The organism is Stenotrophomonas sp. YJH_SMC_10 (assembly GCF_059371555.1).
The window spans coordinates 140,051-164,175 of the sequence record NZ_JCAFUS010000005.1; the positions used below are offsets into that span (position 1 = coordinate 140,051).

Sequence of the window (24,125 nt, forward strand, 5' to 3'; positions counted from 1 at the left end):
AGGCTGAACCGCGCGCTCAGGCAACCAGCGCGCGGGTGGTTTCCACGTACTGCTGCAGGCGCTGGCGGGCGCTGCCGTTGGCAATGGCGGCACGGGCGCGGGCCAGGCCATCGCCGATGTCGCTGGCCACGCCGGCCACGTACAGGGCGGCGCCGGCATTCAACGCAACGATGTCCAGCGCCGGGCCGGACACGTTGTCCAGCACGGCGCGCAGCATCTGGATGGACTGCTCCGGGCCGTCCACGCGCAGGTTGCGGCTGGCCGACATGGCGATGCCGAAGTCCTCCGGGTGGATCTCGTACTCACGCACCTTGCCGTCGCGCAGCTCGCCGACCAGGGTGCCGGCGCCCAGCGAGATCTCGTCCATGTTGTCGCGGCCCCAGACCACCATGGCGCGCTCGGTGCCCAGCTCGCGCAGCACGCGGGCCTGGATGCCCACCAGATCGGGATGGAACACGCCCATCAGTACCGACGGCGCGCTGGCCGGATTGGTCAGCGGGCCAAGGATGTTGAAGATGGTGCGCACGCCCATTTCGCGGCGTACCGGCGCGACCACCTTCATCGAGGGGTGATGGATCGGCGCGAACATGAAGCCGATGCCGGTCCGGTCGATGGCGGCGGCCACCTGGTCCGGCTGCAGTTCGATCACCGCGCCCAGCGCTTCCAGCGCGTCGGCACTGCCGGACTTGGAAGACACGCTGCGGTTGCCGTGCTTGGCCACGCGCGCACCGGCGGCAGCGGCCACGAACATCGAGCAGGTGGAGATGTTGAAGGTGTGCGAGCCATCACCACCGGTACCGACGATATCAACCAGGTTGGAGGTATCGGCCACCGGCACTGGCCGGGCGAATTCACGCATCACGGTGGCCGCCGCGGCGATCTCGTCCACAGTCTCCTTCTTCACCCGCAGGCCGGTGAGGATCGCCGCGGTCATCATCGGCGACACGTCGCCGCGCATGATCTGCCGCATCAGGTCGACCATTTCGTCGAAGAAGATTTCGCGGTGCTCGATGGTGCGATGCAGGGCTTCCTGGGGGGAGAAGCTCATGGGAATGCTCCTTGGATCAGGCCGCCGGGCGCTGCAGGAAATTGCGCAGCAGGGCGTGGCCGTGTTCGGTGAGGATGGATTCGGGGTGGAACTGCACGCCCTCCACCGGGAACTGGCGGTGGCGCAGGCCCATGATCTCTTCGATCGAGCCGTCCTCGTTCTCGGTCCAGGCGGTCACTTCCAGCACATCGGGCAGGCTGTTCTTGTCTACCACCAGCGAGTGGTAGCGGGTGGCCTGGTAGCGGTCGGGCAGGCCGGCGAACACGCCCTTGCCTTCATGGCGGATCGGCGAGGTCTTGCCGTGCATGATGTTGCCGGCACGGATGACAGTGCCGCCGTAGACCTGGCCGATGCCCTGGTGGCCCAGGCACACGCCGAGGATCGGCGTGGTCGGGCCCAGGCGCTGGATCAATTCCAGCGACACGCCCGCTTCGTTGGGCGTGCACGGGCCAGGCGAGATGACGAGGCGCTCGGGCTTCTGCGCGGCGATCTCATCCACGCTCATCGCATCATTGCGCACCACCTTCACTTCGGCGCCCAGCGTCTGCAGGTACTGCACGAGGTTGTAGGTGAAGCTGTCGTAGTTGTCGATCATCCACAACATGGTCAGGTTCCGTCGCTTATCAGGAAAATGGCGTATACGTTTTCGGTGTAGGTGATGGGGCCGGCTTCAACGGATTCGGGCTCAGCGGGCGCAGGCGCCGAGGCGGGCGCGTAGCTGCCGGTCACCGAGATCCTGTCGAGATCCCCGCCGTCTTCGCCCGGCTGCGGCCATTGCCCGGCCTGGATGCCGTAGGCGAAGTTCGGCGCCACGTCGGAGATGCTGTACAGACCGCGCAGCCGCGTGCCGTAGGCCTTGGCCAGGCCCTGCGCGGACTGGCGGGTCTGGGCTGCGGCCTCGCCCTTGAGTTCGCGCCGCAACGCCGCTTCGCCCGAGTAGGTCGGCGCCATGCTGCTGACCTGCACGTTCTCGTTGGCCTTCAACGCACCCAGGACGTCCTGCATCGCCTTCACGCTGGCAAAGCTGGCGCGCAGCTGGCGCGACACGCGGGTACCGATGAAGACCTGCCGGTTCTGCTCGTAGCGCGTCGCCGGGCCGATCCGCAGGTTGTCCGCACGCACGCTGCCCTCCACCGCCTTGTGCTGCTTGAACAGCGCCAGCACGCGGGCCACGTTGCCCTGCACGCGGCGGCGCGCCGCATCGGCATCCATGTCGGTCTCTTCGATGTTCAACTGCAGGCCGAACCGGTCCGGCATCACCGTGCGGGTGCCCTGCCCCTTCACCAGCAGGTGCGGCTGCGAAGGAATGGTATTGGCCTGCGCCCACGCAGACGGGGCCATCGTGGCCAGCAGCGACGACCACAGCAATGCGCTCAGCAGCTTCATGCGGTACTCCTTGTCTTGAATGGGAACAGCAGGAGGTGCCGCGGCGCAGGCCACGGCACGGAAAGGCTCACAGGCCCTTGGCAGCCTGGGCGACAGCGCGGAACAGCGCGCGGCCCTTGTTCATCGTCTCGTCCCATTCCTTGTCCGGGTCCGAGTCGTAGACGATGCCGGCGCCGGCCTGCACGTACAGGCGGCCATCCTTGATCACCGCGGTGCGGATCGCGATCGCGGTATCGGCATCGCCGTGCCAGCCGATGTAGCCGATGCTGCCGGCGTAGACATTGCGCTTGATCGGTTCCAGCTCGCGGATCACTTCCAGCGCGCGGATCTTCGGCGCGCCGCTGACCGTGCCGGCCGGGAAGGTGGCACGCAGCACGTCGGCATAGCTCAGCCCCGGCTGCAGCTGCCCGGTGACTTCGCTGACGATGTGCATGACGTGGCTGTAGCGTTCGATCACGAACTGCTCGCCCACTTCCACGGTGCCGGCCTTCGAGACGCGGCCAGCATCGTTGCGGCCGAGGTCGATCAGCATCAGGTGCTCGGCGCGTTCCTTCGGGTCGGCCAGCAGCTCGGCTTCCAGCGCCAGGTCCTGCTCGACGGTGGCACCGCGCGGACGGGTGCCGGCAATTGGGCGCACAGTGACTTCGCCATCCTGAAGGCGTACCAGGATTTCCGGCGAGGAGCCGACCACCTGCAGGTCGCCGACATCCAGGAAATACATGTAAGGCGACGGGTTCAGTGCACGCAGCGCGCGGTACACATCCACCGGGCGCGCCTTGAACGGCACGCTCAGGCGCTGGCTGAGCACCACCTGGAAGATGTCACCGGCGCGGATGTATTCCTTGCTGCGCTGGACCGCATCGACGAACCCTTCGCGGGTGAACCCGGAGACGAAATCCGATTCGTCCAGCACGTCGCTGTTGAGCGGGGCGGGATAGCCGGCACCCGGTGCACGCAGCTTCGCCGTCAGGGCATCCAGGCGCGCCTGCGCCTGTTCGAAGGCACCGTCGACGCGCGGGTCGGCGTGCACGATCAGGTACAGCCGGCCCTTGAGGTTGTCGAACACCGCCAGCTCGTTGGAGTCCAGCAGCAGGATGTCCGGCGTGCCCAGTTCATCGCGGCCAGCGGGCGGGGCCAGGCGCGGCTCGATGTAGCCGATGCACTCGAAACCGAACCAGCCGACCAGGCCACCGGTGAAGCCCGGCAGGCCGTCCAGCTTCGGCACCGAGTGGGCGCTGCGCAGCGCCTCGACTTCGGCGAACGGGTCGGCCACCTCGCGGGTGTCAACCACCTGGCCGTCTTCGCGCACGGTCAGCGTGTGGCCATGGAAGGCGTAAACGCGCCGCGCCGGCAGCCCGATGATCGAGTAACGACCAAAGCGCTCGCCGCCTTCGACGGATTCAAACAGGTAGGTATTGGGGCCGTCGGCGAGCTTCAGATAGACCGAGAGCGGCGTGTCCAGGTCGGACAGCACTTCACGGACGACGGGAATATGGGTGTGGCCTTCAGCGGCCTGCTGCTGAAACTGAGCGTGCGAGTTCAAGACGACTTTCCTTCCGGGACACAGCGTTATGGGGGCGGACGACGGCAACGGGCCACCATCGCCACCAACGGCGTGCGGAAGAAAGGGTATGCGGGGTCGTCAGGCTGGACACCCCTTGACTGTATCGCAGCTTGGTCGGCAGGGGAACCCTGGGAAACTGAACCACGGGACGGGCGGGGCCGGCCACGGGAACCGACGACGCGGACCGGTAGAGTCGACTGTTGGTCGACTTGCGCGCGTCGCGCGGGGTTTTATGCCGTCGGAACGAAGAGCAGTCGACTGACAGTCGACTCTATCCCCCCTGCCCGGCCAGCAACGGGCAACCGACCGGCAGGTGCATCCGCACCCTGCCCGGCACGCACGCGATGCGGAACTGGCGCGCCTGCACCGGTTCGCCGTCCAGGTTGAGCGTCAGCGGCCGCTCGGCTTGCACCTGCAGCCACGGCAGCCTCGCGCGCGTGGCCAATTGTTCGAGCGCGGCCTGCGTGCCGGACTTCAGCATCTGGCCGAGGGTGGCGGTGACCTCCCCTTCCAGCTCTGGCAGCACGGTGACATCCAGCAGCCCGTCGTCGATCAGGGCCTGCGGGCACAGCTGCTGGCCACCGCCGGCCTGGCGGCCATTGCCGATGCCGAGCGCGATGAAGTCGCCTTCCCAAGCGAAATCCGGGCCGGACAGGCGCGCGGTGATCGGCTCGATGCGGCCCAGCTTGGCGATGCCGGTGATCACGTAGGCCAGCCCACCCAGCATCTTCTTCAAGCCGGCATCGGTCTCCACCGTCACCTGCGTGCCGAAGCCACCACTGGCGAGGTTGGCGCACCACCAGGGCGTGCCATCGGCATCCACGCGCAACAGGTCGATGGCATGCGGCGGTGCCTGGCCGATCAGGGCGAAGGCCTCCTGGGGCCCGGTCGGGATGCCGGCAGCCGTGGCGAAATCGTTGGCGGTCCCCATCGGGACCAGCGCCAGCGAAGGCAGCGCCTGCGCCGGTTCATCGCGATGGGCCAGGGTTTCGGCCACGGCACTGAGCGTGCCGTCGCCACCGGCGGCCACGATCACGTCCACGCCATGGTCGATGGCTTCGGCAACGTAGCGTTCGGCGTCGCCGTCTTCCCAGGTCACCCGTACGTCCAGCTGCACGCCCTGCCCGCGCCAGTGGCCGACGGCATCGCGCAGCTCCTCGTTGCCAGCGGATTTTCCATTGAGGATCAGGCGCCAGCGCGGGGTGGTCATGCAGAGCTTCCAGAGATGGGCGGCACAGGCTAGCAATCGCGCGTTCGCTGCCAGTGAACGCCAACGCTTGGAAGCCGTAGATCCACGCCATGCGTGGATGATGGTGCAGGGGAGCCGACGCGGCACCGCAACGGCGATGTCATGCAGATGTCATTGCCGGCCCGGAAAATGGAAGGCCATAGCAGGGACGACGGATGGAGGCAGGATCAGCCTCCCACGCATGCAGCGAAGCCACGCCCGTGATGGGCGTGGCTTTTTTTTGCCCGGCCGTAGATCCCCGCCGTGCATGGATGCACGTCATCTCACCCGTTGGCGAAATCGTGCAGCGCCTGGCCCTGCAGCCGGTACACGGTCCACTCGTCCTGCGGCTTCGCGCCGGCAGCGGTGTAGAACGCGATGGCCGGGGTGTTCCAGTCCAGCACCGACCACTCGAACCGGCCGCAGCCTTCGGCCACGGCCTGCCGGGCGATGTACTTCAGCAGCGCCCTGCCAGCGCCTGCGCCACGCTTTTCCTGGCTGACATACAGGTCTTCCAGGTAGATGCCCTTGCGGCCCAGCCAGGTCGAGTAGTTGTAGAAATACACGGCGTAACCGATGGCCTCGCCACCGGCTTCGCAGATCAGGGCGCGCGCCGTGGCATCGGGTCCGAACAGGCTCTCGGCGATGCCGATCTCATCGGTCTGCACCGAGTGCTCGGCCTTCTCGTAAATGGCCAGCTCGCGGATGAAATGCAGGATCAGACCGGCATCGGCCACGGTGGCCGGGCGGATGTTCAACACGGCCACCGTGCTCATGGTTCAGCCCCGCGCCGCGGCAACGTTGGCGCGCATCTGCGCGATCACGTCCTGGTAGCTGGTCTTGGCATTGAAGATGGCCGAACCGGCGACGAAGGTATCGGCGCCAGCGGCAGCGATCTGGCCGATGTTGTCAGCCTTCACGCCACCGTCGATCTCCAGGCGGATGTCCTTGCCGCTGGCGTCGATCATCTTGCGCACGACCTTCAGCTTGTCCAGCGCCGAGGGGATGAAGGCCTGGCCGCCGAAGCCCGGATTGACCGACATCAGCAGCACCAGGTCCAGGTCCTCCAGCACCCAGTCGAGGATGTCCACCGGCGTGGCCGGATTGAGCACGATGCCCGGCTTGCAGCCCAGCGAGCGGATCAGCTGGATGGTGCGGTGCACGTGGCGGCTCGCCTCCGGATGGAAGCTGATGTAGGTGGCACCGGCCTCGGCGAAGTCCGGAATGATGCGGTCCACCGGCTCGACCATCAGGTGCACGTCGATCGGTGCGGTCACGCCGTGCTTGCGCAGCGCCTGGCAGACCATCGGGCCGATGGTCAGGTTCGGCACGTAGTGGTTGTCCATCACGTCGAAGTGGACCCAGTCCGCGCCAGCGGCGAGGACGTTGTCGACTTCCTCGCCGAGGCGGGCGAAGTTGGCGGACAGGATGGAGGGGGCGATGAGGCAGTGGGACATGGCCGGGCCTTGCAACGAGGGGAAAGGGGTCAGCGCTTGCGCAGGGTCTTGATGCGGTCGTAGGCGGCATTGATCCGCCGCGACTTCTGCTCGGCCTGCTGCTGCAGCTCCGGGGCGGCGCCGCCAAGCTTGTCGGGGTGGTACTGGGAGATCAGCTTGCGGTAGGCGCGCTCGATCTCGGCATCGGTGGCCTCGGAGGTCAGCCCCAGCTCCCGGTACGGGTTCTCCTTGTTCAGGCGGAACCAGTCCGAGTCGAAGGCGTGGCCGATCAGCAGCCCCACCACGGCGCCGAACAGCGGATTGGGCCGGAACAGCAGGGCGCCGGCGATGAATCCGAGCAGTTTTCCGTACCAGCGCATGGCGCTCCGGGGTGGACCGACGAAATGGACGCTCATTTTACGTCACAGCGGGCCCGGACCGCTTTACACTAGGCCGCCCGCTGGTCAGCGGGCCCGCCGGGTCCGTTGGGCAGCAGCCGTATCGACAACGCCCCAGGAGTGCCCGTGCCAACCACGCTGTTGCAATCCGATCTCCCCGGCCTGCCCTTGCGCCATCGCGGCAAGGTGCGTGATGTGTTCGATATCCCGCGCGAGCGGCTGCCAGCCGGAACCCCGCCGGGCGATTACCTGCTGATGGTGGCCACCGATCGCCTGTCTGCGTTCGATGTCGTGCTGCCCGACCCGATCCCGGGCAAGGGCGAGATGCTCTGCCAGGTCTCCAACTTCTGGTTCGCCAAGACCGCCCACCTGATGCCCAACCACCTGACCGGCATCGACGTGGCCAGCGTGCTGCCCGAGGGCGTGGACCCGGCCCTGTACGCCCGGCGCGCGGTGGTCACCCGCAAGCTGAAGCCGGTGCCGGTGGAAGCGATCGCGCGCGGCTACCTGATCGGCAGCGGCTGGAAGGACTACCAGCGCACCGGCAAGGTCAGCGGCATCGACCTGCCGGATGGCCTGCGCCAGGCCGAGCAGCTGCCCGAGCCGATCTTCACCCCGTCGACCAAGGCCGCCGTCGGCGACCACGACGAGAACATCGATTTCGATGCGATGGTGAAGCAGGTCGGTGCGGAACTGGCCGAGCGCGTGCGCGACGCCACCCTGCGCATCTACAAGTTCGCCGCCGATTACGCCCGCGAACGCGGCATCCTCCTGGCCGACACCAAGTTCGAGTTCGGTACCGACGCCGATGGCCGCCTGTACATCATGGACGAGATGCTGACGCCGGATTCCTCGCGTTACTGGCCGGCCGACGAGTACGAAGTGGGCACCAGCCCGCCGAGCTACGACAAGCAGTTCGTGCGCGATTACCTGGAGACGCTGGACTGGGGCAAGACCGCCCCGGGCCCGACCATCCCGGCCGAGATCATCGAGCGCACCCGCGCCAAGTACGCCGAGGCGCTGCAGCGCCTGGCCGGGATCAGCGTCGACTGATCCCCTGCGCCCCCGGCCGGAAAGGCGGGGGGCGTTCTGAACGCGGTAGTGCCGGCCGCTGGCCGGCAACCTCAGCGAACACCTGCATCCAGGCATGGCCTGGCTCTACTGCCGGTTACCCGGGGTAGTGCCGGCCGCTGGCCGGCAACCTCGCGAACTCGGCTATGCTCTGGAGTGCCGGCCGGCGGCCGGCACTACCGTTGTCCGAGGAAGCGACGCAGCATGCAGACATCCACCCAGCTTGCGCGGCCGATCGACCGCTATTTCGCCAGCTACTCCGACGACCATCGCAATGTGATCAACCAGCGCATCCACGTGGTGGCGGTGCCGGCGATCCTGTGGTCGGTGGTGGCCCTGCTGTGGTGCCTGCCACCGCTGATCACCTGGTTCCAGTACGGCATCTGGTCGGCGTTGGCGATGTTCAGTGCCTGGTGCTTCTACAACAAGCTGTCGCGTCCGCTGGGCATCGGCATGCTCATCCAGTTCTTCGTGTTCGGCTGCCTGTGCCGCCTGCTGGAGGCCGAAATCGGCCTGCAGGGGCTGCGCTGGCTGGCGGTAGGGGTGTTCGTGGTGGCCTGGATCGCGCAGTTCATCGGCCACAAGTTCGAGGGCCGCAAGCCCAGCTTCCTGACCGACCTGACCTACCTGCTGATCGGCCCGGCCTGGGTGATGGCCAAGATCTACCGCAAGCTCGACTGGCGCTACTGAGCTTGCGGTGGCCGACAGTGGCCGTCGTTTCCTGAACGGGCGGATTCCGTCACCCACGCTCCACGGCGGCCCTGCCAGCCTGCGGCAGTGACTCGCTCCCCACCTCTCGCCCGTTGGCGGCAGCCCCTGTGCGACAGGGCCTGCGGTCTCCCTGCGTGGGCGTAGGGTGTCCCCCGAGGGCAAGCGGGGAGAAGCAACAGGAACGCGATGCTGCGCCGCGAAAAAAATGAATCAGCGGACGTTACATGCAGTTGATCGCCGTTCGATGGGTTTCGGCGACATTTCGCAGCCTGTTATCCTCCCTGACCTGCTCGTGAATCATGGATTCCCTGCATGCTCCCCAGCCTGCCCCTGCTGCTGGCCCTGCCGTTCCTGATGGCAGCGGCCGTTGCGGCCTTCCCCCGTAGTTCGCGCTCCACCGCTGCCTGGCTGGCGGCACTGGCGCCGTTGGGCGGGCTGGCCATCCTCGGCTGGCTGACCCCGTCGGTGCTCGACGGCCAGGTGGTCCGCACGCTGGTGCCGTGGCTGCCGCAGATCGGCCTGGACTTCACGCTGCGCCTGGACGGGTTGGCCTGGATGTTCGCCGGCCTGGTGCTGGGCATCGGCGCGCTGGTGGTGCTGTACGCACGCTACTACCTGAGCCAGCAGGACAACGCGCACCGCTTCTACTGCTACCTGCTGCTGTTCATGGGTGCCATGCTGGGCATGGTGCTGTCGGGCAACCTGCTGCTGCTGATGATCTTCTGGGAAATGACCAGCATCAGCTCGTTCCTGCTGATCGGCTTCTGGTCGCACCGCCAGGACGCGCGCGAAGGCGCACGCATGGCGCTGGTGATCACCGGCGGCGGCGGCCTGGCCCTGCTCGGTGGCGTGCTGCTGATCGGCCGCATCGTCGGCAGCTTCGACCTGGACGTGGTGCTGGCCGCCGGCGAGCAGATCCGCGCCAGCGCGCTGTACCCGTACGCGCTGTTCCTGGTACTGGCCGGTATCTTCACCAAGAGCGCGCAGTTCCCGTTCCACTTCTGGCTGCCACACGCGATGGCCGCGCCGACACCGGTCTCGGCCTACCTGCACTCGGCCACCATGGTGAAGGCCGGCGTCTTCCTGCTGGCGCGCCTGCACCCGGTGCTGGCCGGCAGCGACCTGTTCTTCTACACGGTCAGCGGCATCGGCGCGCTCACGCTGCTGATCGGTGCCTGGAACGCGATCTTCCAGCACGACCTGAAGGGCCTGCTGGCCTATTCGACGATCTCGCACCTGGGCCTGATCACCCTGCTGTTCGGCCTGTCCACGCCGATGGCGGTAGTGGCCGGTGTGTTCCATATCCTCAACCACGCCACCTTCAAGGCCTCGCTGTTCATGGCCGCCGGCATCATCGACCACGAGACCGGCACCCGCGACATGCGCAAGCTGGGCGGGCTGCGCAGGCTGATGCCGTTCACCAGCGCGCTGGCGATCATCGCTTCGCTGGCGATGGCTGGCATCCCGCTGCTCAATGGCTTCCTGTCGAAGGAAATGCTGTTCGCCGAAGCGATCACGGCCGGGGGCCCGGGAATCATGCGCACGGCGGTGTCGATCGCTGCGTTGCTGGCTGGCGTATTCGGGGTGGCGTACAGCCTGCGCTTCGTGCACGACACCTTCTTCGGCCCCGGCCCGCACGACCTGGACCGCGTGCCCCACGAACCGCCGCGCTGGATGAAGGCGCCGGTGGAACTGCTGGTGGTGATCTGCATCGCGGTGGGCGTGGCACCGGCACTGACCGTAGCGCCGGTGCTGCACGCCGCTGCGGCCTCGATCCTCGGCGACGCCATGCCCGAGTACAGCCTGGCGGTATGGCACGGCTTCAACCTGCCGCTGGCGATGAGTGCGATCGGCGTGGTCGGCGGCGTGGCCCTGTACTTCGGCCTGCGCAAGCTGATCAACCTGCACGCCGTGACCAACGTCAGCACTGGCCGCAATGTGTTCCATGCGCAGCTGGACGCGATCTCCGCACTGGCCATGCGGCTGACCAACGGCATCGCCAACGGCAGCCTGCAGCGCATGCTGCTGGGCCTGGTGCTGGTGGCGATCGTGGCCGCCGCCGCGCCGTTCGTGGCCAACCCCGCCTCGCCGGACTGGACCAGGCCACAGCCGATCCCGCTGCTGGGCTGGGCGCTGTGGCTGGTGATGATGGCCTGCGCGGTGGCTACCCTGCGCATCTACAAGCAGCGCCTGCTGGCGGTGCTGCTGGTCGGCGGCGTCGGCCTGATGGTGGCGCTGACCTTCGTGTTCCTGTCCGCGCCCGACCTGGCCCTGACCCAGCTGCTGGTGGAGATGGTGACGCTGGTGCTGATGCTGCTGGGCATGAACTACCTGCCGGCGCAGTCCGGGCCGGAGCGGCCGCGCTGGCGCAAGCGCCGCGATGCGGTGATCGCGATCATCGCCGGTGCCGGGCTTGGCGCGCTGGCCTACTCCGCGATGACCCTGCCGCCGAACACCATGGCCGGCGAGCTGCTCGCCCGGGCGCTGCCCGAGGCCTACGGCCAGAACGTGGTCAACGTGATCCTGGTGGACTTCCGCGGCTTCGATACCTTCGGCGAGATCACCGTGTTCGGCATCGCCGCGCTGGTGGTGCATGCGCTGCTGCGGCGCACGCGGATGGCACCGGAGCAGATCATGCCCGGCCCGCCGATCAAGCTGCCGGTGCCGGCCGACCTGGCCCAGATCATGTTCCCGCTGACCCTGACCGTGTCGATCTTCCTGTTCCTGCGCGGCCACAACGCACCGGGCGGTGGCTTCATCGCCGGCCTGGTGCTGGCGGTGCCGCTGCTGATCCAGTACGTGATCCAGGGCACCGCGTCGGTGGAGTCGCGCTTCGGCTTCGACTACATCCGTTGCATCGGCATGGGCCTGCTGATCGCCCTGCTCAGCGGCAGCGCCTCGATGCTGTTCGGCGTGCCGTTCCTGACCAGCGGCCATCTCGACCTGCACCTGCCGCTGATCGGCGAGGTGCCGCTGGCCAGCGCGATTGGTTTTGACATCGGCGTCTACCTGGTGGTGTTCGGCGGCGCCATGCTGATGCTGTCGATGATGGGCACGATCAAGCCGTCGCGTACCCGCACTGCCCGCAAGGGCGAGATCGACCTGCAACGCCGTTCGGCACGCACCGGGGAGATGCACTGATGGAACTGGCCCTGGCCACCGCGATCGGCGTGCTGACCGCCATCGGCATCTACCTGCTGCTGCGTGCGCGCAGCTTCGATGTGATCCTCGGCATGACCTTCCTGTCCTATGCGACCAACCTGCTGATCTTCGCCGGTGGCCGGGTGGTGCTGGGCAAGGCGCCGGTGCTGCAGGAAGGCGTGGACAGCCACCTCGGCAACTACACCGACCCGCTGCCGCAGGCGCTGGTGCTGACCGCGATCGTGATCGCCTTCGCGATGACCGCGGTGAGCATCGTGCTGGCCATGCGCAGCCGCAGCGACAACCACAGCGACCATGTGGACGCCCACGAGCCGGACGACGACCTGCAGGATGAACGCGCGCCGCCGCGCCAGGGCGAGGACCGCGCATGAACCATCTGGTGATCCTGCCGATCCTGATTCCGCTGCTGGGTGCCGCACTGTCGCTGTTCGTCGAACACCGCCGCTATGGCCCCCGGGTGCAGCGCGCGGTGGCCTGGACCGCGCTGTCGGCGCTGGCGCTGGCGGTGGGCCTGCTGTTTGCCACCACCGCCGGCGGCGAGATCAACGTCTACCTGCTCGGCGACTGGCCGTCGCGGCTGGGCATCGCACTGGTGGCCGACCGGCTGTCGGCGTGGATGCTGCTGACCACCCTGCTGCTGGCCATCCCCTGCCTGCTGCATGCCTGTTCCGGCTGGGACCGCCGCGCCCCGCACTTCCACGCGTTGTTCCAGTTCCAACTGGTCGGCCTCAACGGGGCGTTCCTGACCGGCGACATCTTCAACCTGTTCGTGTTCTTCGAGGTGATGCTGATCGCCTCCTACGGCCTGCTGCTCAGCGGCGGTCGTGGCCTGCGCATGCGCATCGGCCTGCACTACGTGGTGTTCAACGTCACCGCCTCGACCCTGTTCCTGATCGCGCTGGGCCTGCTGTACGCCACCCTGGGTTCGCTGAACATGGCCGAGCTGTCGCAGCGCATCGCGCAGGTGCCAGCGGCACAGCTGACCCTGGTGAAGGCGACGATGGGCCTGTTGCTGCTGGTGTTCTGCGCCAAGGCCGCGCTGATGCCGCTGTACCTGTGGCTGCCGGAAGCCTATTCGCGCGCGCCGGCGGCGGTCGCCGCGCTGTTTGCGATCATGACCAAGGTCGGCCTGTACTCGGTGCTGCGCATCCAGATGCTGTGGTTCGGCGACGACGCAGGCGCGATGGCCGGCTATGGCCGCGACTGGCTGCTGTGGGCCGGCGTGGCGACGCTGGTGCTCGGTGGCCTGGGTGCACTGGCCGCGACCCGCCTGCGCGTCCTGATCTCGTACCTGGTGATCGTGTCGGCGGCCACGCTGTTCATCGCCTTCTCGGTGGGCACACCGCAGGTTCTCTCGGCGGGCCTGTACTACCTGCCGCACAGCAGCTTCGTCGCCGCCGCGCTGTTCCTGATCGCCGACCTGATCCGCCGTCGTCGCGGCGGTGCCAGCGACCGCAAGGAAGTGGTGGCACCGATGCCGGGCAAGGAAACCCCAGCGGTGCTGTTCCTGATCGGGGCAGTGTCGGTGGCCGGCCTGCCGCCACTGTCCGGCTTCCTGGCCAAGGCCGCGTTGCTGGCCGGCATGCCGGCGCAGTACACCGGGCCGGTCTGGACCGCCGTGCTGGTCAGCAGCCTGCTGGTGATCATGGGCCTGACCCGCGGCGGCATCCGCCTGTTCTGGCGCGTGCCGCCGGTCGACCCGGAGGCACCGAAGCCGCGCAAGGCTCCTCTGCGCCGGGTGGAGCTCTACGCCGCCTGCCTGTTGCTGGCCTACGGCATCGGGATGACGCTGGCCGCTGCACCGTTGATGCGCTACACCGACGCCACCGCCGCACAGCTGCTGCAACCCAGCGAGTACGTGCAGCAGCTGCGCGCGACCACGCCGGAGATCCGCCAGCCATGACTGCCCAGCGCTCCCTGTTCCGCCGCTTGATCCCCTCGCCGATGCTCAGCATCATGGTGGTGGCGTTCTGGCTGCTGATGTCCGACAGCTTCACCCTCGGCCAGATCGTGCTGGGGCTGCTGCTGGGCGTGGTGGTGCCGCTGTTCGCCGCGCGCCTGGACCGCGAGTTCGCGCGCATCGGTACGCTGCGGCCACTGCCCAAGCTGGTGTGCGTGACCCTGTGGGACATCCTGATGTCCAACATCCGCGTCGCCCTGCAGGTGCTGGGCCCGGAAAAGAACATCCACCCGGGTTTCATCTGGCTGCCGCTGGACATCGCCAACATCCACGGCATCGCCGCGCTGACCAGCATGATCACCCTGACCCCGGGCACGGTCTCGGCCGCGCTCAGCGACGACCGCAGGTTCCTGCTGGTGCACGTGCTGCACCTGGAGGACCCCCAGGACCTGATCGATACGATCAAGCGCCGTTACGAGGCGCCGTTGATGGAGATCTTCCCATGACCGGTTTTGAAGTCATCCAGACCACCCTGGTAGTGTGCATGCACGTGGTCGGCCTGGCCATGCTGCTGGCCACCTGGCGCCTGCTGCGCGGGCCGACCGTGCCCGACCGCATTCTCGCCCTGGACACCTTGTCGGTGACCGCGATCGCCGAGCTGATGCTGTTCGGCATGTACCTCAACTCGCCGATCTATTTCGAGGCGGCGCTGATCATCGCCATGCTCGGCTTCGGCAGCACCGTGGTGCTGAGCAAGTTCGTGCTGCGCCGGGACATCGTCGAATGATCACCGCGATCCAGATCGGCCTGTCGATCCTGCTGCTGTTCGGCTGCTTCTTCATCCTGGTCGGCGCATTGGGCCTGGTGAAGCTGTCCACCTTCTTCAAGCGCCTGCACGCGCCGACCAAGGCCAGCACGCTGGGCGTGGGCTGCGTGCTGGTGTGCTCGGTGTGCTACCACATCTTCCTCGGCCAGGACCCGCAACCGCGCGAACTGCTGATTACCGTGTTCCTGTTCATCACCGCACCGATCAGCGCGCACATGATGGCCAAGGCCGCGCTGTCGCTGCTGATGGAGACCCGCCCCAGCCTGCCCGGCAACGAGCGTGCCGCCGAAGAGCAGCTGCCGCCGCCGGAACCGGCGCGGGAAGAAGACACCCCGCAGAACCGGTAGTGCCGGCCGCTGGCCGGCAGTGGCAAGGGGTCCGTCAGAGGCGATGAGGTTGCTGGCCAGCGGCCGGCACTAGCTCATGCCGCGCCTACCAGCAGCAGTTCCAGCACGAACCAGCCGACGAATGCGGCCAGCAGGATGCCGCCTTCGCTGCGGCTGATCTTCAGGTCGCCGCGCAGCATCGGGTACAGCACCAGCGCGAAGGCCAGCAGCGCCGGAAGTTCCAGGCGCACGAACGAGGCCGGCAACGCCAACGGCTGCAACAGCGCCATCGCGCCGATCACCAGCAGCAGGTTGACCACGCTGGAGCCCAGCACGTGGCCGAGCACCATGTCGCCGTGCCCGCGACGGGCGGCGGCGATCGCCGCAGCCACTTCCGGCAGCGCGGTGCCGATCGCCACCGGCAGCAGGCCGACCAGCAGCGGCGTCCAGCCCAGTGCGACCGCGAAATCGGCGGCGGCTCCGACCACCAGTCGTGCGCCCCAGTACAGGGTCAGTGCAGCGATCAGCACCCGCAGCACGTTCAATGGCAGGCTGGTGCGGCTCAGGGCGGACTCGGCGATGGCGGCCTGCACCTCCTCGCTCTCGCTGCGGCCGCGGTGCAGCAGCAGCACCTGCATGACGATGAAGCCCGCCACCAGCACGCCGCCCTCCCAGCGCACCAGGCGGCCATCCAGCCCGAACAGGACCAGCAGCACGCCGGCCACCAGCAGCGACCACCACAGCACGGTCTGCAGGCGCGCGCGCAGCAGCAGGGGCGCGGCGATGGCGGCCACGGCCAGGGTCAGGCCCAGGTTGACGATGCTGCTGCCTACCGCATTGCCCAGCGCCAGCTCTGGCTGGCCCACCGCCAGCGCGCGTGCGTTGACCGCCAGTTCCGGCAGCGAGGTGGCCACCCCGAGCAGCAGCAATCCAGCGGTGAACGGGCTGGCCCCGAAACGCTGGGCCAGGCCGGACACGGCCTTGACGATGGAGTCCCCGCCCAGGGCCAGCAGCAGCAGGCCAAGCAGGAACCAGGCAATGGCAATGGCGATCATCGAGCACTCCCCCAGCAGTGGTGGCGCGATTCTACGCGTGGCCCGAGCGCATGGCTGGGCGGTGGATCAAGGATCAGCCACAGCCTTCGGCGTAATCGACCTGCGGGGTCTTGCCGACGCGCCAGGCACTGACCCGTCCATCAGCGCCGAGCGCGAAGTCGATGACCGCCCCGCCCTCCTGCGCCGGCCGCACGCGCAGGTGCTGCGCCTTCTCGTCGTACTTGTCAGGACCGACGTCCGCGCGCTCGGGGTACAGCACCTGCAGCTCGCCGAGGGTCATGCCGACCTTGCCGCCGCCCGGAGCGATGATCGCCGCACTGCGCACGTCGTAGCGCACCAGCTTGCGTGCCTCGATCATCAGGCGAGGGTCTTCGGCGCCCTGCGGACGCAGGAAGTAGCAGCCATCGTTGCTGTCGTCGGCCGGCAAGGGCTTGCCACTGGCGTCGGTGCCCAGTCCCTGCAGCGGCGTGCCGAAGCCGCTGCGGACCTCGGCGATGCCGGCGCCCAGCGCGGCGCCGCCGAAGCCATCCAGGCGCGCCGGGCTGTCCTTGCGGAGGTCGTTCGCCGGGCGGGCTGCGAGGTCGGGATCGGTCGACTGGGCCGGCCCGGTCGCCGAGGCGGTTTCTGCCGGGGTGTCGCTGCCGCTGCCGGCCGCGCCCTGCTTGTCGGGGCCACCACTGCAGGCGGCAAGCGAAAGGAGCAACAGACCAGCAATCGGGAGGTGCTTCATCGGTGCGGTTCCCTGGCACGAAGGTAGCTGCACGCTAGCGCAGCGCGCGTGCAGGCGCTGCATTGTCATCGCCGTTTCATCGCCTTCGTTCAGGCTCGGCGTGCACCGACTTGGCTGTCCCTTCCATGCAACCGCGCAAGACCGATCTCGCCCGAACCGCGCTGCAGGCCCATCGCGCGCCGCTGGACATGCGCCAACGCCGGCTGTTGATCCTGTGCGACGGCCAGCGCACCCTGGCCGACCTGACCGGCCTGATTGGCCAGGATGCGGCGGCCATGGTCATCCAGCTGGTGCAGGCCGGTTACCTGAGCACCGGAACCGCCGCCACAACCGCACCGCCGCCACCCGCAGCCGCGGCAGCACCGGCGCCCACCACGCCGGCTGCGGCACCGGCTGCACCCGCAACCGGCAGCGAACGCCGCCGCTCGCTGGTGGCCGCGCGCATCTATGTGCTGGGGATCCTGGAGATGCAGCGCCACCCACAGGCAGCGGCCCTGTTCCGCGAACTGCAACAGGCCCGGGCCGAGAGCGATGTCCTGCAGGTACTGCAGTCTGCGATGCGGACGCTGCCCGGGCTGGCCTCGGAAGGCTATTGCCAGCGCGTGCGGCAACGCCTGCTGGAAGCGCTGCCGCTGGAGCATTGCGACGCGTTCGCCGAGGTCGCCTGAAGAAAAGGGGACGGAGGAGATTAAGTCGTTTCAGGCACACGTGTGCTGATTGCGGCTTAATCCCCTCCGTCCCCTTTTTCGGGTCAGCGGAAGTTGTTGCGCAGGCCGTTCCAGCACTGCTGGTAATCGCCCTGGCGGTGGCCGGCGGCCAGCGCCTGTGCGGTCGGGCGGATCACCGCGCGGGTTTCGAACATGAAGGCCATGGTGTCCTTGATCACATCGGCCTTCGACAGATCCGCATTGGACGCCTTGTCGAAGGTCGGTGCGTCCGGGCCGTGGCCGCTCATGCAGTTGTGCAGCGATGCCCCGCCCGGCACGAAGCCTTCGGCCTTGGCATCGTAGGCACCGTGCACCAGGCCCATGAACTCGCTGGCAATGTTGCGGTGGAACCACGGCGGGCGGAACGTGTTCTGCGCCACCAGCCAGCGCGGCGGGAAGATCGCAAAGTCCATGTTGCTGGTTCCCGGCGTGTCGCTGGGCGAATGCAGCACCAGGAAGATCGACGGATCCGGGTGGTCGTAGCTGATCGAGCCAATGGTGTTGAAGCGGCGCAGGTCGTAGCGGTACGGCGCGTAATTGCCGTGCCAGGCCACCACGTCCAGTGGCGAATGGTCGATCGGCGCACGCCACAGGCGGCCCTCGAACTTGGCGATCAGCTCGAAATCGCCATCCACATCCTCGAACGCCGCGTGCGGGGTTTCGAAGTCGCGCGGGTTGGCCAGGCCATTGGAACCGATCGGGCCAAGGTCGGGCAGCTTCAGCAGTGCACCGTAGTTCTCGCAGAGGTAGCCGCGGCTCGGCCCATCGGGCAGTTCAACGCGGAAGCGCACGCCGCGCGGGATCACCGCGATCTGCTGCGGCTCGATCTCGATCACGCCCAGCTCGGTCAGCAGGCGCAGCGCGCCCAGCTGCGGCACGATCAGCATCTCGCCATCGGCGTTGTAGAAGTAACGGCCGACCATGTCGCGGTTGGCAGCGTAGAGATGGATGCCTACACCGGCATGCGCGTCGGGCGAACCGTTGCCGCCCATGGTGTACAGCCCCTCGACGAAGTCGGTCGGCAGTTCCGGCAGCGGCAGCGGGCTCCAGCGCAGCTGGTTCGGCGAAGCCGGCTGTGCGCCGAAATCGCACTGCAGTTGCGACTGCGCGAACGGGGTGAACTCGCCATGGGTTACCGCCGGACGTATCCGGTACAGCCAGCTGCGGCGGTTGCTTCCGCGCGGCGCGGTGAAGGCGGTGCCGGTCAGCTGTTCGGCGTACAGCCCGTGGGCCACCTTCTGCGGTGAGTTCTGCCCGACCGGCAGCGCGCCGGCGATGGCCTCGGTGGCGAACTCGTTGCCGAAACCGGACTGGTAGCCACGGGCGGTGATGGCGGGGGACATGGGGGCTCCAGAAATGGCCGGCCAGCGGCCGGCACTAGCATTCGGACAGGCACTGCCGGCGGGAAGCCGACAGTGCCTGCAGACCTTACAGCACGCCGCGGCGGATCTGGTCGCGCTCGATGCTCTCGAACAGCGCGGTGAAGTTGCCTTCGCCGAAGCCTTCGTTGCCCTTGCGCTGGATGATCTCGAAGAAGATCGGGCCGATGCAGTTCTGGGTGAAGATCTGCAGCAGCTTGCGCTGGTGGGTTTCCGGATCGGCATCGATCAGGATCTTGTTCTTGGCCAGGCGCGCCACGTCTTCACCGTGGTTCGGCACGCGCTGGTCGATCACATCGAAGTAGGTTTCCGGCGTGTCGAGGAAATCCACGCCCTGCGCGCGCATCGCTTCGACGGTCTCGTAGATGTTCTCGGTGAAGCAGGCGATGTGCTGGATGCCCTCGCCCTTGTATGCGTCCAGGTACTCGTTGATCTGGCTCTTCGGGTCGGACGATTCGTTCAGCGGGATGCGCACGATGCCGTCCGGCGCGGTCATCGCCTTGGACACCAGGCCGGTCTTCAGGCCCTTGATGTCGAAGTAGCGGATCTCGCGGAAGTTGAACAGGCGCTCGTAGTAGTCCGACCACTGCTGCATGTTGCCGAAATACAGGTTGTGGGTCAGGTGGTCGATGAAGGTCAGGCCGAAGCCGAACGGGTGCAGGTCGGCACCGGCGATCGGCTCGTAGTCGCCGTCGTAGATGCTGCCGGCCGCGCCATAGCGGTCGACCAGGTACAGCATGCAGTCGCCGATGCCCTTGATGACCGGTGCGCTGACCGCCTTGCTGTCCGGCTTGAAGGCGATGGCTTCGGCGCCGTTGCCCAGTGCGGTCTGGTAGACCTCCTGGCCCGGCTTCTTGAAGCGGATGGCGAAGCCACAGGCACAGGGGCCGTGCTTTTCGGCGAAGTCGGCGGCGAACGAATCGGGGTCTTCATTGACCAGGAAGTTGACGTCGCCCTGGCGATAGACGGTAATCGGACGCTGCTTGTGCTTGAGCACCGCGCTGAAGCCCATCTTCCGGAAGTACGCGTGCAGCTCCTGGCCTCGGCCGGCGGGGGCGGCGAATTCGACGAACTCGAAGCCGTCGATGCCCATCGGGTTCTCGAAGGTGGTGACCTGCATGCCGGGGTTGGGATGCGAGGCGGTCGGGACTGCGGTATTCATGGCGTGGCTCCGAATCGGTACCGCATCGGTACAAACCAGGTGCGGGCAGGTTGGGACCCGGCGAGAATGCAGGGTCTGGACCCACCCCTTATAGTTACACTTGAAACCACCAGCAAGGTGCACCGCAACATGAGCCCCGCCGATCCCGCCTCGACCCGCCTGCGTGCCTCGCACGTCCTGCTCGACCTGGAACAGTTCCTGCCCTACCGGCTGAGCGTGCTGTCCAACCGGGTCAGCGGCAACATCGCCAAGCTATACGGCGATCGTTACGGTCTGGCGATTCCCGAATGGCGGGTCATCACCATCCTGGCGCTGTACCCGGGTTCGTCGGCCAGCGAGGTCTCCGACCGCACGGCAATGGACAAGGTGGCGGTCAGCCGCGCCGTGGCCCGCCTGCTGGAGCGCGGCTTCATCAAGCGCGAGACCCACGGCGACGACCGCCGCCGCTCGGTGCTGGCGCTGTCGGCGGCCGGCTTCGAGGTCTACGAGACCATCGCCCCGATGGTGATCGAGATCACCCGCAAGCTGATGTCGGTGCTGAGCGAGGAGGAAGAGCAGGTGCTGGAGAAGCTGATCCTGCGCCTGGCCGGCGAAGGCCTGGAGCGGATGGGCCAAGGGGTCTGAAAGAAAAAAGGGGACGGAGGGGATTAAGTCGCTTTGGGCACCAGGGCGCGGGTGCCGACCCTGGCCGGCAGCAGAGCAGTGGCTGGGCGATTGTCGTCCGCCCCCCTTTGATCTGCCGGGCCCCGCTCTTGTACGAGCTGTGGGCCGACCACAAGCGATGACATCGCACGCATTCACTTCCGGCGGAATCCGTCATGAAGTGTCGCCCTCGCCCGTCGGCATTTCCGCATTAGCACGATACGACCCGTTTCCGCGAAGCTGGTGTATCGAAACGGGCTGATCCAATGAGTTCTCTTATTGGACTGTCGGCGCGTGCGGCCGGACGGTACGCGTTCAACGGGCATCAGCCCGGCCATCCACATCGAACGGCCCCCTCATGGATGACTCGCGTTCAACGTCGCCGCATGGCCAGGAATTGCTGGCCGATCTCAGAGAGCTGATCTGCGCAGCGCGCAGCAGGATGCACAGGTCCATCAACGCCGAGTTGACGCTGCTGTACTGGCGAATCGGTCGTCGCATCCATGTTGACCAGATGGCGGGGCAGCGTGCGCGTTACGGCGAGGCTCTCTTCACCCGGATCGCCAAGGCGCTGTCTGCCGAGTTCGGCACGTCCTTCGGTGAGAAGAGCCTGCGCCGGATGGTGCAGTTCTCCATCGCATTTGCAGACGAGCAGATTGTCGTATCGCTGATACGACAATTGAGCTGGACCCATTTCATCGCGCTGATCCCACTGGCGGATCCACTCAAGCGCGATTTCTATGCCCAGATGGCCGCCACCGAGGGCTGGAGTGTACGCACGCTGCGCCAGCGCATCGATTCGATGCTGTATGAGCGCACGGCACTCTCCAGCCAGCCAGAGCAGACCATCGCCGAAGAGTTGGCGGCACTGCGCGGCAACCAGCAGCTGTCTCCAGGGCTGGTACTGCGTGATCCCTACGTACTGGACTTTCTTGGCCTCAAGGACAGGTGGGACGAGCAGGACCTTGAAACCGCGATCCTTCGCGAGATGCAGGGCTTCCTGCTTGAACTTGGTACCGGCTTCAGTTTCGTCGCCCGCCAGAAGCGCATCCAGATCGACGGCGATGACTTCCACCTGGACCTGCTGTTCTACAACCGGCGCCTGCGAAGACTCATTGCCATCGAGTTGAAGATCGGCGAGTTCAAGCCGGCCTACAAGGGACAAATGGAACTCTATCTGCGCTGGCTGGACCGCTACGAACGTGAGGATGGCGAGCAGGCGCCGTTGGGTATCATCCTCTGCACGGGGAAGAAGGCGGGCCAGATTGAACTGCTGGAGCTGGATCGCTCAGGCATCCATGTTGCGGAGTACCTGACCACGCTGCCCTCCCGTGAGGTCCTGAAGCGAAGATTACAGACTGCCATGGAGCGGGCGCGGCAACAGCTGCAGACCGCGGCGCCCGGCCTCCCGTAGATCCACGCCACGCGCGGATGGCGTTCATGCTTCAGCTCAGGTGCTTGCGGCGGGCATGGATCCACGGCACCGCGAGCGCCGCGATGGCACCACCAGCGAAGCCCAGCGAAGCGGCCACCGTGGCTGCTTCGACCGCCCCCGGCAGCGCCAGCGCCGCCGCCACCAACAGCAACGAAGGCAGGCCGACGAAGGTACCCAGGAAGAAGTGCCAGCGCGGCGACCAGGTGTTGAGCTGCAGCAGGCTGACCGGCTGCCAGGCGTCGGAGGCGGCGTCCTCGGCGATCTTCGCCACCGCCTTGGCCAGGTCCACCTCCGGCAGCGCGCGCCCCAGGCGGGCGGTCGCCAGCAGCTCGACCACCGCCTCCACCGGCGGGAAGCTGGACGGCCACGCCACCGGCGCCGGCACGCCGTAGGCGGTGAGCAGCGGCACGCTCAACCACGGCGCCACCAGCGGACGCATGCGGCGGCGCCCGTGCACGCACCAGATCTGCGGCTGGCCGTGCGCAGTGACGCTGTACAGCGCCAGTTCGTTGGCCGGCGGGTAACCGAGCATGGTCACCCGCGCTGCCAGGCTGTCCTGGCCCATCGCGCGCAGGAAGCCGGGGCGGCTGCGGCCTTCCTGCATCCACGCCAGGCCCAATGCGCCCACCAGATACGCCTCGGCGACGTCCTTGCTGCCGGCCGTGGCGCGCTCGTCACTGGCCAGGTACCAGGCCAGCGACTTGGGTTCGGCAACATCTTCCAGGCCCCAGCGGCTGTCATCGCCCAGTACGTGGCGCACCGGCAGTCGCGCGGGGGCGGTCTCGCCACGCTCGCCGGTCTGCAGGAAGGGCAGCACGCCCTGGATGAAGGTGGACAGCTCGATCGCGCGCGCGCCGTGGCCTTGCCATTCGGGCGGCAGCAGCCCGGCCAGCTGGCCTTCGGCGGCCAGCGCATCAAGGCGCGCTTTCTGTTCGACCAGTTTCTGCACCGCGCCCTTCAGCACCACGTTGTCGGGCAGCGCGATCTGCGGCAGGCGGTGGCGTGGCGGTGCCAGTTCGACGCTGTCCTCGCCGGTACCGGCGTCATCCAGCAAGGCCTCCTGCGCGGGCAGGGTCACACCTTCGCCTGCCCCACCGTCGGCCAGCGCACCGGCAGGGTCGGGCAATCGTTCGGCGTGGTCGCTGTGCATGGGCGTTCCGGTAGGTTGCGTCGACGGGGCGTCGACTGAGGTCCTTGCCGGTAACGGCGTGCTCACGGTGAAGTTGAGACACGGATTCAGAGAGTGTGACGGGGCGCGCAGTAGATCCGCGCAAGGCGTGGATGCGCCTCAGTGCCGACCCACGGTCGGCCCCCACCGCAGCTGCCGGCCAGCGGCCGGCACTACCCTACTCCGGTTTGTCCGGTGCCCACTGCTTGAGGAAGGCGTCCACCCGCGTGGGCTGGAAGGCTTCGCCCTTGCGCAGCTCAGCAGTGGCCTGCGACACCAGCAGGCCGCCATCGGCGTCCAGCACCAGCAGGTGCGGGTAGTCGCGCTCCATCACCGGGAACTGGGCAAGGAAGGCGGTGTTGGGCTGCTCGTCGCTGGCGTTGACCTTCACCCACACGTAGTGGGCATCGCGGAAGCGACGCAGGTCGCCGTTGCCTTCCACCACGTCGTCCAGCGCCCGGCAGCGCTCACAGGCGGCGTTGCCGACCTCGAGCAGGATGCGCTTCTTGCCGCGCTGGGCTTCCACCTTGGCGGTGGCCAGGTCATCGGCGGGGTCGCGCGCCGGGTCGAACTGCGCGCCGAGCCCGGCGATGGCGGCGATGTCCGCCGCCACCGGGGTATTGCCCGAGGCCACCGGTTCGCTGGGGTCAGCGACCGGTGGCTCGGTGGGGCGGGTATCCAGCGGCTGCGTGGGCTCGGCGGCGGCAGGCGGTTGCGATTGCGAACAGGCGCCGATCAGCGCCGCACAGACCACCACTACCGCAGTACCGAGCTTGCTACGCATGCCTTCT

Annotated in this window: 25 protein-coding genes; 11 read left to right on the plus strand and 14 right to left on the minus strand. The window is 67.4% G+C overall.

Annotated elements, in window-relative coordinates; all coding sequences use genetic code 11:
- Positions 1–16: 16 nt before the first annotated feature.
- From trpD to AC5P9C_RS09335, 8 genes are all read right to left on the minus strand, one after another.
- A complete protein-coding gene (gene trpD, locus AC5P9C_RS09300; RefSeq protein WP_130768253.1) occupies positions 17–1,048 on the minus strand; it encodes an anthranilate phosphoribosyltransferase in 1,032 nt (343 codons plus the stop codon).
- Positions 1,049–1,064: 16 nt separating this feature from the next.
- Positions 1,065–1,652 (minus strand): anthranilate synthase component II, encoded by a 588-nt coding sequence (locus AC5P9C_RS09305; protein ID WP_343540890.1) that lies wholly within the window; start codon positions 1,650–1,652, stop codon positions 1,065–1,067.
- A gap of 2 nt (positions 1,653–1,654) precedes the next feature.
- Positions 1,655–2,434: an SIMPL domain-containing protein gene (locus AC5P9C_RS09310; RefSeq protein WP_049468014.1), complete on the minus strand. Its 780-nt coding sequence runs from the start codon at positions 2,432–2,434 to the stop codon at positions 1,655–1,657.
- Positions 2,435–2,501: 67 nt separating this feature from the next.
- Entirely contained in the window at positions 2,502–3,977 is a 1,476-nt protein-coding gene (gene trpE / locus AC5P9C_RS09315) for an anthranilate synthase component I (RefSeq protein WP_057494325.1), read from the minus strand.
- Between the two features lie 292 nt (positions 3,978–4,269).
- Positions 4,270–5,208 (minus strand): lipid kinase YegS, encoded by a 939-nt coding sequence (gene yegS, locus AC5P9C_RS09320; RefSeq protein WP_197640208.1) that lies wholly within the window; start codon positions 5,206–5,208, stop codon positions 4,270–4,272.
- A gap of 302 nt (positions 5,209–5,510) precedes the next feature.
- Positions 5,511–5,993: a GNAT family N-acetyltransferase gene (locus AC5P9C_RS09325; RefSeq protein WP_057494390.1), complete on the minus strand. Its 483-nt coding sequence runs from the start codon at positions 5,991–5,993 to the stop codon at positions 5,511–5,513.
- 12 nt (positions 5,994–6,005) lie between these two features.
- A complete protein-coding gene (gene rpe / locus AC5P9C_RS09330; RefSeq protein WP_064239392.1) occupies positions 6,006–6,683 on the minus strand; it encodes a ribulose-phosphate 3-epimerase in 678 nt (225 codons plus the stop codon).
- 29 nt (positions 6,684–6,712) lie between these two features.
- On the minus strand, positions 6,713–7,042 hold the full coding sequence (locus AC5P9C_RS09335) for a J domain-containing protein (protein ID WP_008265098.1): 330 nt from the start codon (positions 7,040–7,042) through the stop codon (positions 6,713–6,715).
- A 144-nt stretch (positions 7,043–7,186) separates the two neighbouring features.
- On the opposite strand from AC5P9C_RS09335, the gene AC5P9C_RS09340 reads away from it, so the two are divergent.
- From AC5P9C_RS09340 to AC5P9C_RS09375, 8 genes are all read left to right on the plus strand, one after another.
- The gene (locus AC5P9C_RS09340; protein WP_049468023.1) at positions 7,187–8,113 is read left to right on the plus strand and encodes a phosphoribosylaminoimidazolesuccinocarboxamide synthase; all 927 of its coding nucleotides are present in this window, start codon (positions 7,187–7,189) and stop codon (positions 8,111–8,113) included.
- Positions 8,114–8,335: 222 nt separating this feature from the next.
- Complete coding sequence (locus tag AC5P9C_RS09345) at positions 8,336–8,821, plus strand: Mpo1 family 2-hydroxy fatty acid dioxygenase (RefSeq protein WP_313287568.1); 486 nt, start codon at positions 8,336–8,338, stop codon at positions 8,819–8,821.
- Between the two features lie 333 nt (positions 8,822–9,154).
- A complete protein-coding gene (locus AC5P9C_RS09350; protein WP_313287569.1) occupies positions 9,155–11,983 on the plus strand; it encodes a monovalent cation/H+ antiporter subunit A in 2,829 nt (942 codons plus the stop codon).
- Positions 11,983–12,375: a Na+/H+ antiporter subunit C gene (locus tag AC5P9C_RS09355; protein ID WP_049468031.1), complete on the plus strand. Its 393-nt coding sequence runs from the start codon at positions 11,983–11,985 to the stop codon at positions 12,373–12,375. Before AC5P9C_RS09350 ends, AC5P9C_RS09355 begins: the two co-directional genes overlap by 1 nt.
- Positions 12,372–13,907, plus strand: coding sequence for a monovalent cation/H+ antiporter subunit D (locus AC5P9C_RS09360; RefSeq protein WP_343540714.1), 1,536 nt, complete (start codon positions 12,372–12,374; stop codon positions 13,905–13,907). Before AC5P9C_RS09355 ends, AC5P9C_RS09360 begins: the two co-directional genes overlap by 4 nt.
- Positions 13,904–14,410 (plus strand): Na+/H+ antiporter subunit E, encoded by a 507-nt coding sequence (locus tag AC5P9C_RS09365; protein ID WP_049468035.1) that lies wholly within the window; start codon positions 13,904–13,906, stop codon positions 14,408–14,410. The genes AC5P9C_RS09360 and AC5P9C_RS09365 overlap by 4 nt, the downstream gene beginning before the upstream one ends.
- A complete protein-coding gene (locus AC5P9C_RS09370) occupies positions 14,407–14,691 on the plus strand; it encodes a K+/H+ antiporter subunit F (RefSeq protein ID WP_005411334.1) in 285 nt (94 codons plus the stop codon). Before AC5P9C_RS09365 ends, AC5P9C_RS09370 begins: the two co-directional genes overlap by 4 nt.
- Entirely contained in the window at positions 14,688–15,077 is a 390-nt protein-coding gene (locus tag AC5P9C_RS09375) for a Na+/H+ antiporter subunit G (RefSeq protein WP_049468036.1), read from the plus strand. Before AC5P9C_RS09370 ends, AC5P9C_RS09375 begins: the two co-directional genes overlap by 4 nt.
- Before the next feature lie 74 nt (positions 15,078–15,151).
- Here AC5P9C_RS09375 and AC5P9C_RS09380 read toward each other — a convergent pair whose 3' ends face one another.
- On the minus strand, positions 15,152–16,111 hold the full coding sequence (locus tag AC5P9C_RS09380) for a sodium:calcium antiporter (protein ID WP_343540711.1): 960 nt from the start codon (positions 16,109–16,111) through the stop codon (positions 15,152–15,154).
- 73 nt (positions 16,112–16,184) lie between these two features.
- Entirely contained in the window at positions 16,185–16,841 is a 657-nt protein-coding gene (locus AC5P9C_RS09385; protein WP_049468040.1) for a hypothetical protein, read from the minus strand.
- A 125-nt stretch (positions 16,842–16,966) separates the two neighbouring features.
- Between AC5P9C_RS09385 and AC5P9C_RS09390 the strand changes: the two genes are divergently transcribed.
- Positions 16,967–17,509, plus strand: coding sequence for a hypothetical protein (locus AC5P9C_RS09390; protein WP_057494331.1), 543 nt, complete (start codon positions 16,967–16,969; stop codon positions 17,507–17,509).
- A gap of 83 nt (positions 17,510–17,592) precedes the next feature.
- Here the strand turns inward: AC5P9C_RS09390 and hmgA are convergent, their stop codons facing one another.
- Both hmgA and hppD read right to left on the minus strand, forming a co-directional pair.
- Positions 17,593–18,891, minus strand: coding sequence for a homogentisate 1,2-dioxygenase (hmgA, locus tag AC5P9C_RS09395; protein ID WP_049468044.1), 1,299 nt, complete (start codon positions 18,889–18,891; stop codon positions 17,593–17,595).
- An 85-nt stretch (positions 18,892–18,976) separates the two neighbouring features.
- Entirely contained in the window at positions 18,977–20,089 is a 1,113-nt protein-coding gene (gene hppD / locus AC5P9C_RS09400; RefSeq protein WP_176422034.1) for a 4-hydroxyphenylpyruvate dioxygenase, read from the minus strand.
- Positions 20,090–20,218: 129 nt separating this feature from the next.
- Here hppD and AC5P9C_RS09405 point away from each other — a divergent pair, with 129 nt between their 5' ends.
- Together AC5P9C_RS09405 and AC5P9C_RS09410 are read left to right on the plus strand one after the other, a co-directional pair.
- Positions 20,219–20,713 carry a MarR family winged helix-turn-helix transcriptional regulator gene (locus AC5P9C_RS09405; RefSeq protein ID WP_053461595.1) on the plus strand — a complete coding sequence of 165 codons (495 nt, stop codon included), beginning with the start codon at positions 20,219–20,221 and terminating at the stop codon, positions 20,711–20,713.
- A gap of 376 nt (positions 20,714–21,089) precedes the next feature.
- A complete protein-coding gene (locus AC5P9C_RS09410) occupies positions 21,090–22,145 on the plus strand; it encodes a PDDEXK nuclease domain-containing protein (RefSeq protein ID WP_057494333.1) in 1,056 nt (351 codons plus the stop codon).
- Positions 22,146–22,176: 31 nt separating this feature from the next.
- Here AC5P9C_RS09410 and AC5P9C_RS09415 read toward each other — a convergent pair whose 3' ends face one another.
- Together AC5P9C_RS09415 and AC5P9C_RS09420 are read right to left on the minus strand one after the other, a co-directional pair.
- Entirely contained in the window at positions 22,177–23,316 is a 1,140-nt protein-coding gene (locus tag AC5P9C_RS09415) for a hypothetical protein (protein ID WP_343540705.1), read from the minus strand.
- Between the two features lie 196 nt (positions 23,317–23,512).
- Entirely contained in the window at positions 23,513–24,118 is a 606-nt protein-coding gene (locus AC5P9C_RS09420; RefSeq protein ID WP_164688984.1) for a thioredoxin family protein, read from the minus strand.
- Positions 24,119–24,125: the final 7 nt, after the last annotated feature.

Excerpts from the sequence above, each read along its gene's own strand:
- AC5P9C_RS09420 (WP_164688984.1), bottom strand. The coding sequence starts at position 24,118 with ATGCGTAGCAAGCTCGGTACTGCGGTAGTGGTGGTCTGTGCGGCGCTG.
- hppD (WP_176422034.1), bottom strand. The coding sequence starts at position 20,089 with ATGAATACCGCAGTCCCGACCGCCTCGCATCCCAACCCCGGCATGCAG.
- AC5P9C_RS09380 (WP_343540711.1), bottom strand. The coding sequence starts at position 16,111 with ATGATCGCCATTGCCATTGCCTGGTTCCTGCTTGGCCTGCTGCTGCTG.
- AC5P9C_RS09355 (WP_049468031.1), top strand. The coding sequence starts at position 11,983 with ATGGAACTGGCCCTGGCCACCGCGATCGGCGTGCTGACCGCCATCGGC.
- AC5P9C_RS09415 (WP_343540705.1), bottom strand. The coding sequence starts at position 23,316 with ATGCACAGCGACCACGCCGAACGATTGCCCGACCCTGCCGGTGCGCTG.
- AC5P9C_RS09305 (WP_343540890.1), bottom strand. The coding sequence starts at position 1,652 with ATGTTGTGGATGATCGACAACTACGACAGCTTCACCTACAACCTCGTG.
- AC5P9C_RS09310 (WP_049468014.1), bottom strand. The coding sequence starts at position 2,434 with ATGAAGCTGCTGAGCGCATTGCTGTGGTCGTCGCTGCTGGCCACGATG.
- AC5P9C_RS09375 (WP_049468036.1), top strand. The coding sequence starts at position 14,688 with ATGATCACCGCGATCCAGATCGGCCTGTCGATCCTGCTGCTGTTCGGC.
- rpe (WP_064239392.1), bottom strand. The coding sequence starts at position 6,683 with ATGTCCCACTGCCTCATCGCCCCCTCCATCCTGTCCGCCAACTTCGCC.
- hmgA (WP_049468044.1), bottom strand. The coding sequence starts at position 18,891 with ATGTCCCCCGCCATCACCGCCCGTGGCTACCAGTCCGGTTTCGGCAAC.
- AC5P9C_RS09410 (WP_057494333.1), top strand. The coding sequence starts at position 21,090 with ATGGATGACTCGCGTTCAACGTCGCCGCATGGCCAGGAATTGCTGGCC.
- AC5P9C_RS09350 (WP_313287569.1), top strand. The coding sequence starts at position 9,155 with ATGCTCCCCAGCCTGCCCCTGCTGCTGGCCCTGCCGTTCCTGATGGCA.
- AC5P9C_RS09360 (WP_343540714.1), top strand. The coding sequence starts at position 12,372 with ATGAACCATCTGGTGATCCTGCCGATCCTGATTCCGCTGCTGGGTGCC.
- AC5P9C_RS09365 (WP_049468035.1), top strand. The coding sequence starts at position 13,904 with ATGACTGCCCAGCGCTCCCTGTTCCGCCGCTTGATCCCCTCGCCGATG.
- AC5P9C_RS09405 (WP_053461595.1), top strand. The coding sequence starts at position 20,219 with ATGAGCCCCGCCGATCCCGCCTCGACCCGCCTGCGTGCCTCGCACGTC.
- AC5P9C_RS09345 (WP_313287568.1), top strand. The coding sequence starts at position 8,336 with ATGCAGACATCCACCCAGCTTGCGCGGCCGATCGACCGCTATTTCGCC.
- AC5P9C_RS09370 (WP_005411334.1), top strand. The coding sequence starts at position 14,407 with ATGACCGGTTTTGAAGTCATCCAGACCACCCTGGTAGTGTGCATGCAC.
- trpD (WP_130768253.1), bottom strand. The coding sequence starts at position 1,048 with ATGAGCTTCTCCCCCCAGGAAGCCCTGCATCGCACCATCGAGCACCGC.
- AC5P9C_RS09385 (WP_049468040.1), bottom strand. The coding sequence starts at position 16,841 with ATGAAGCACCTCCCGATTGCTGGTCTGTTGCTCCTTTCGCTTGCCGCC.
- AC5P9C_RS09390 (WP_057494331.1), top strand. The coding sequence starts at position 16,967 with ATGCAACCGCGCAAGACCGATCTCGCCCGAACCGCGCTGCAGGCCCAT.
- AC5P9C_RS09335 (WP_008265098.1), bottom strand. The coding sequence starts at position 7,042 with ATGCGCTGGTACGGAAAACTGCTCGGATTCATCGCCGGCGCCCTGCTG.
- yegS (WP_197640208.1), bottom strand. The coding sequence starts at position 5,208 with ATGACCACCCCGCGCTGGCGCCTGATCCTCAATGGAAAATCCGCTGGC.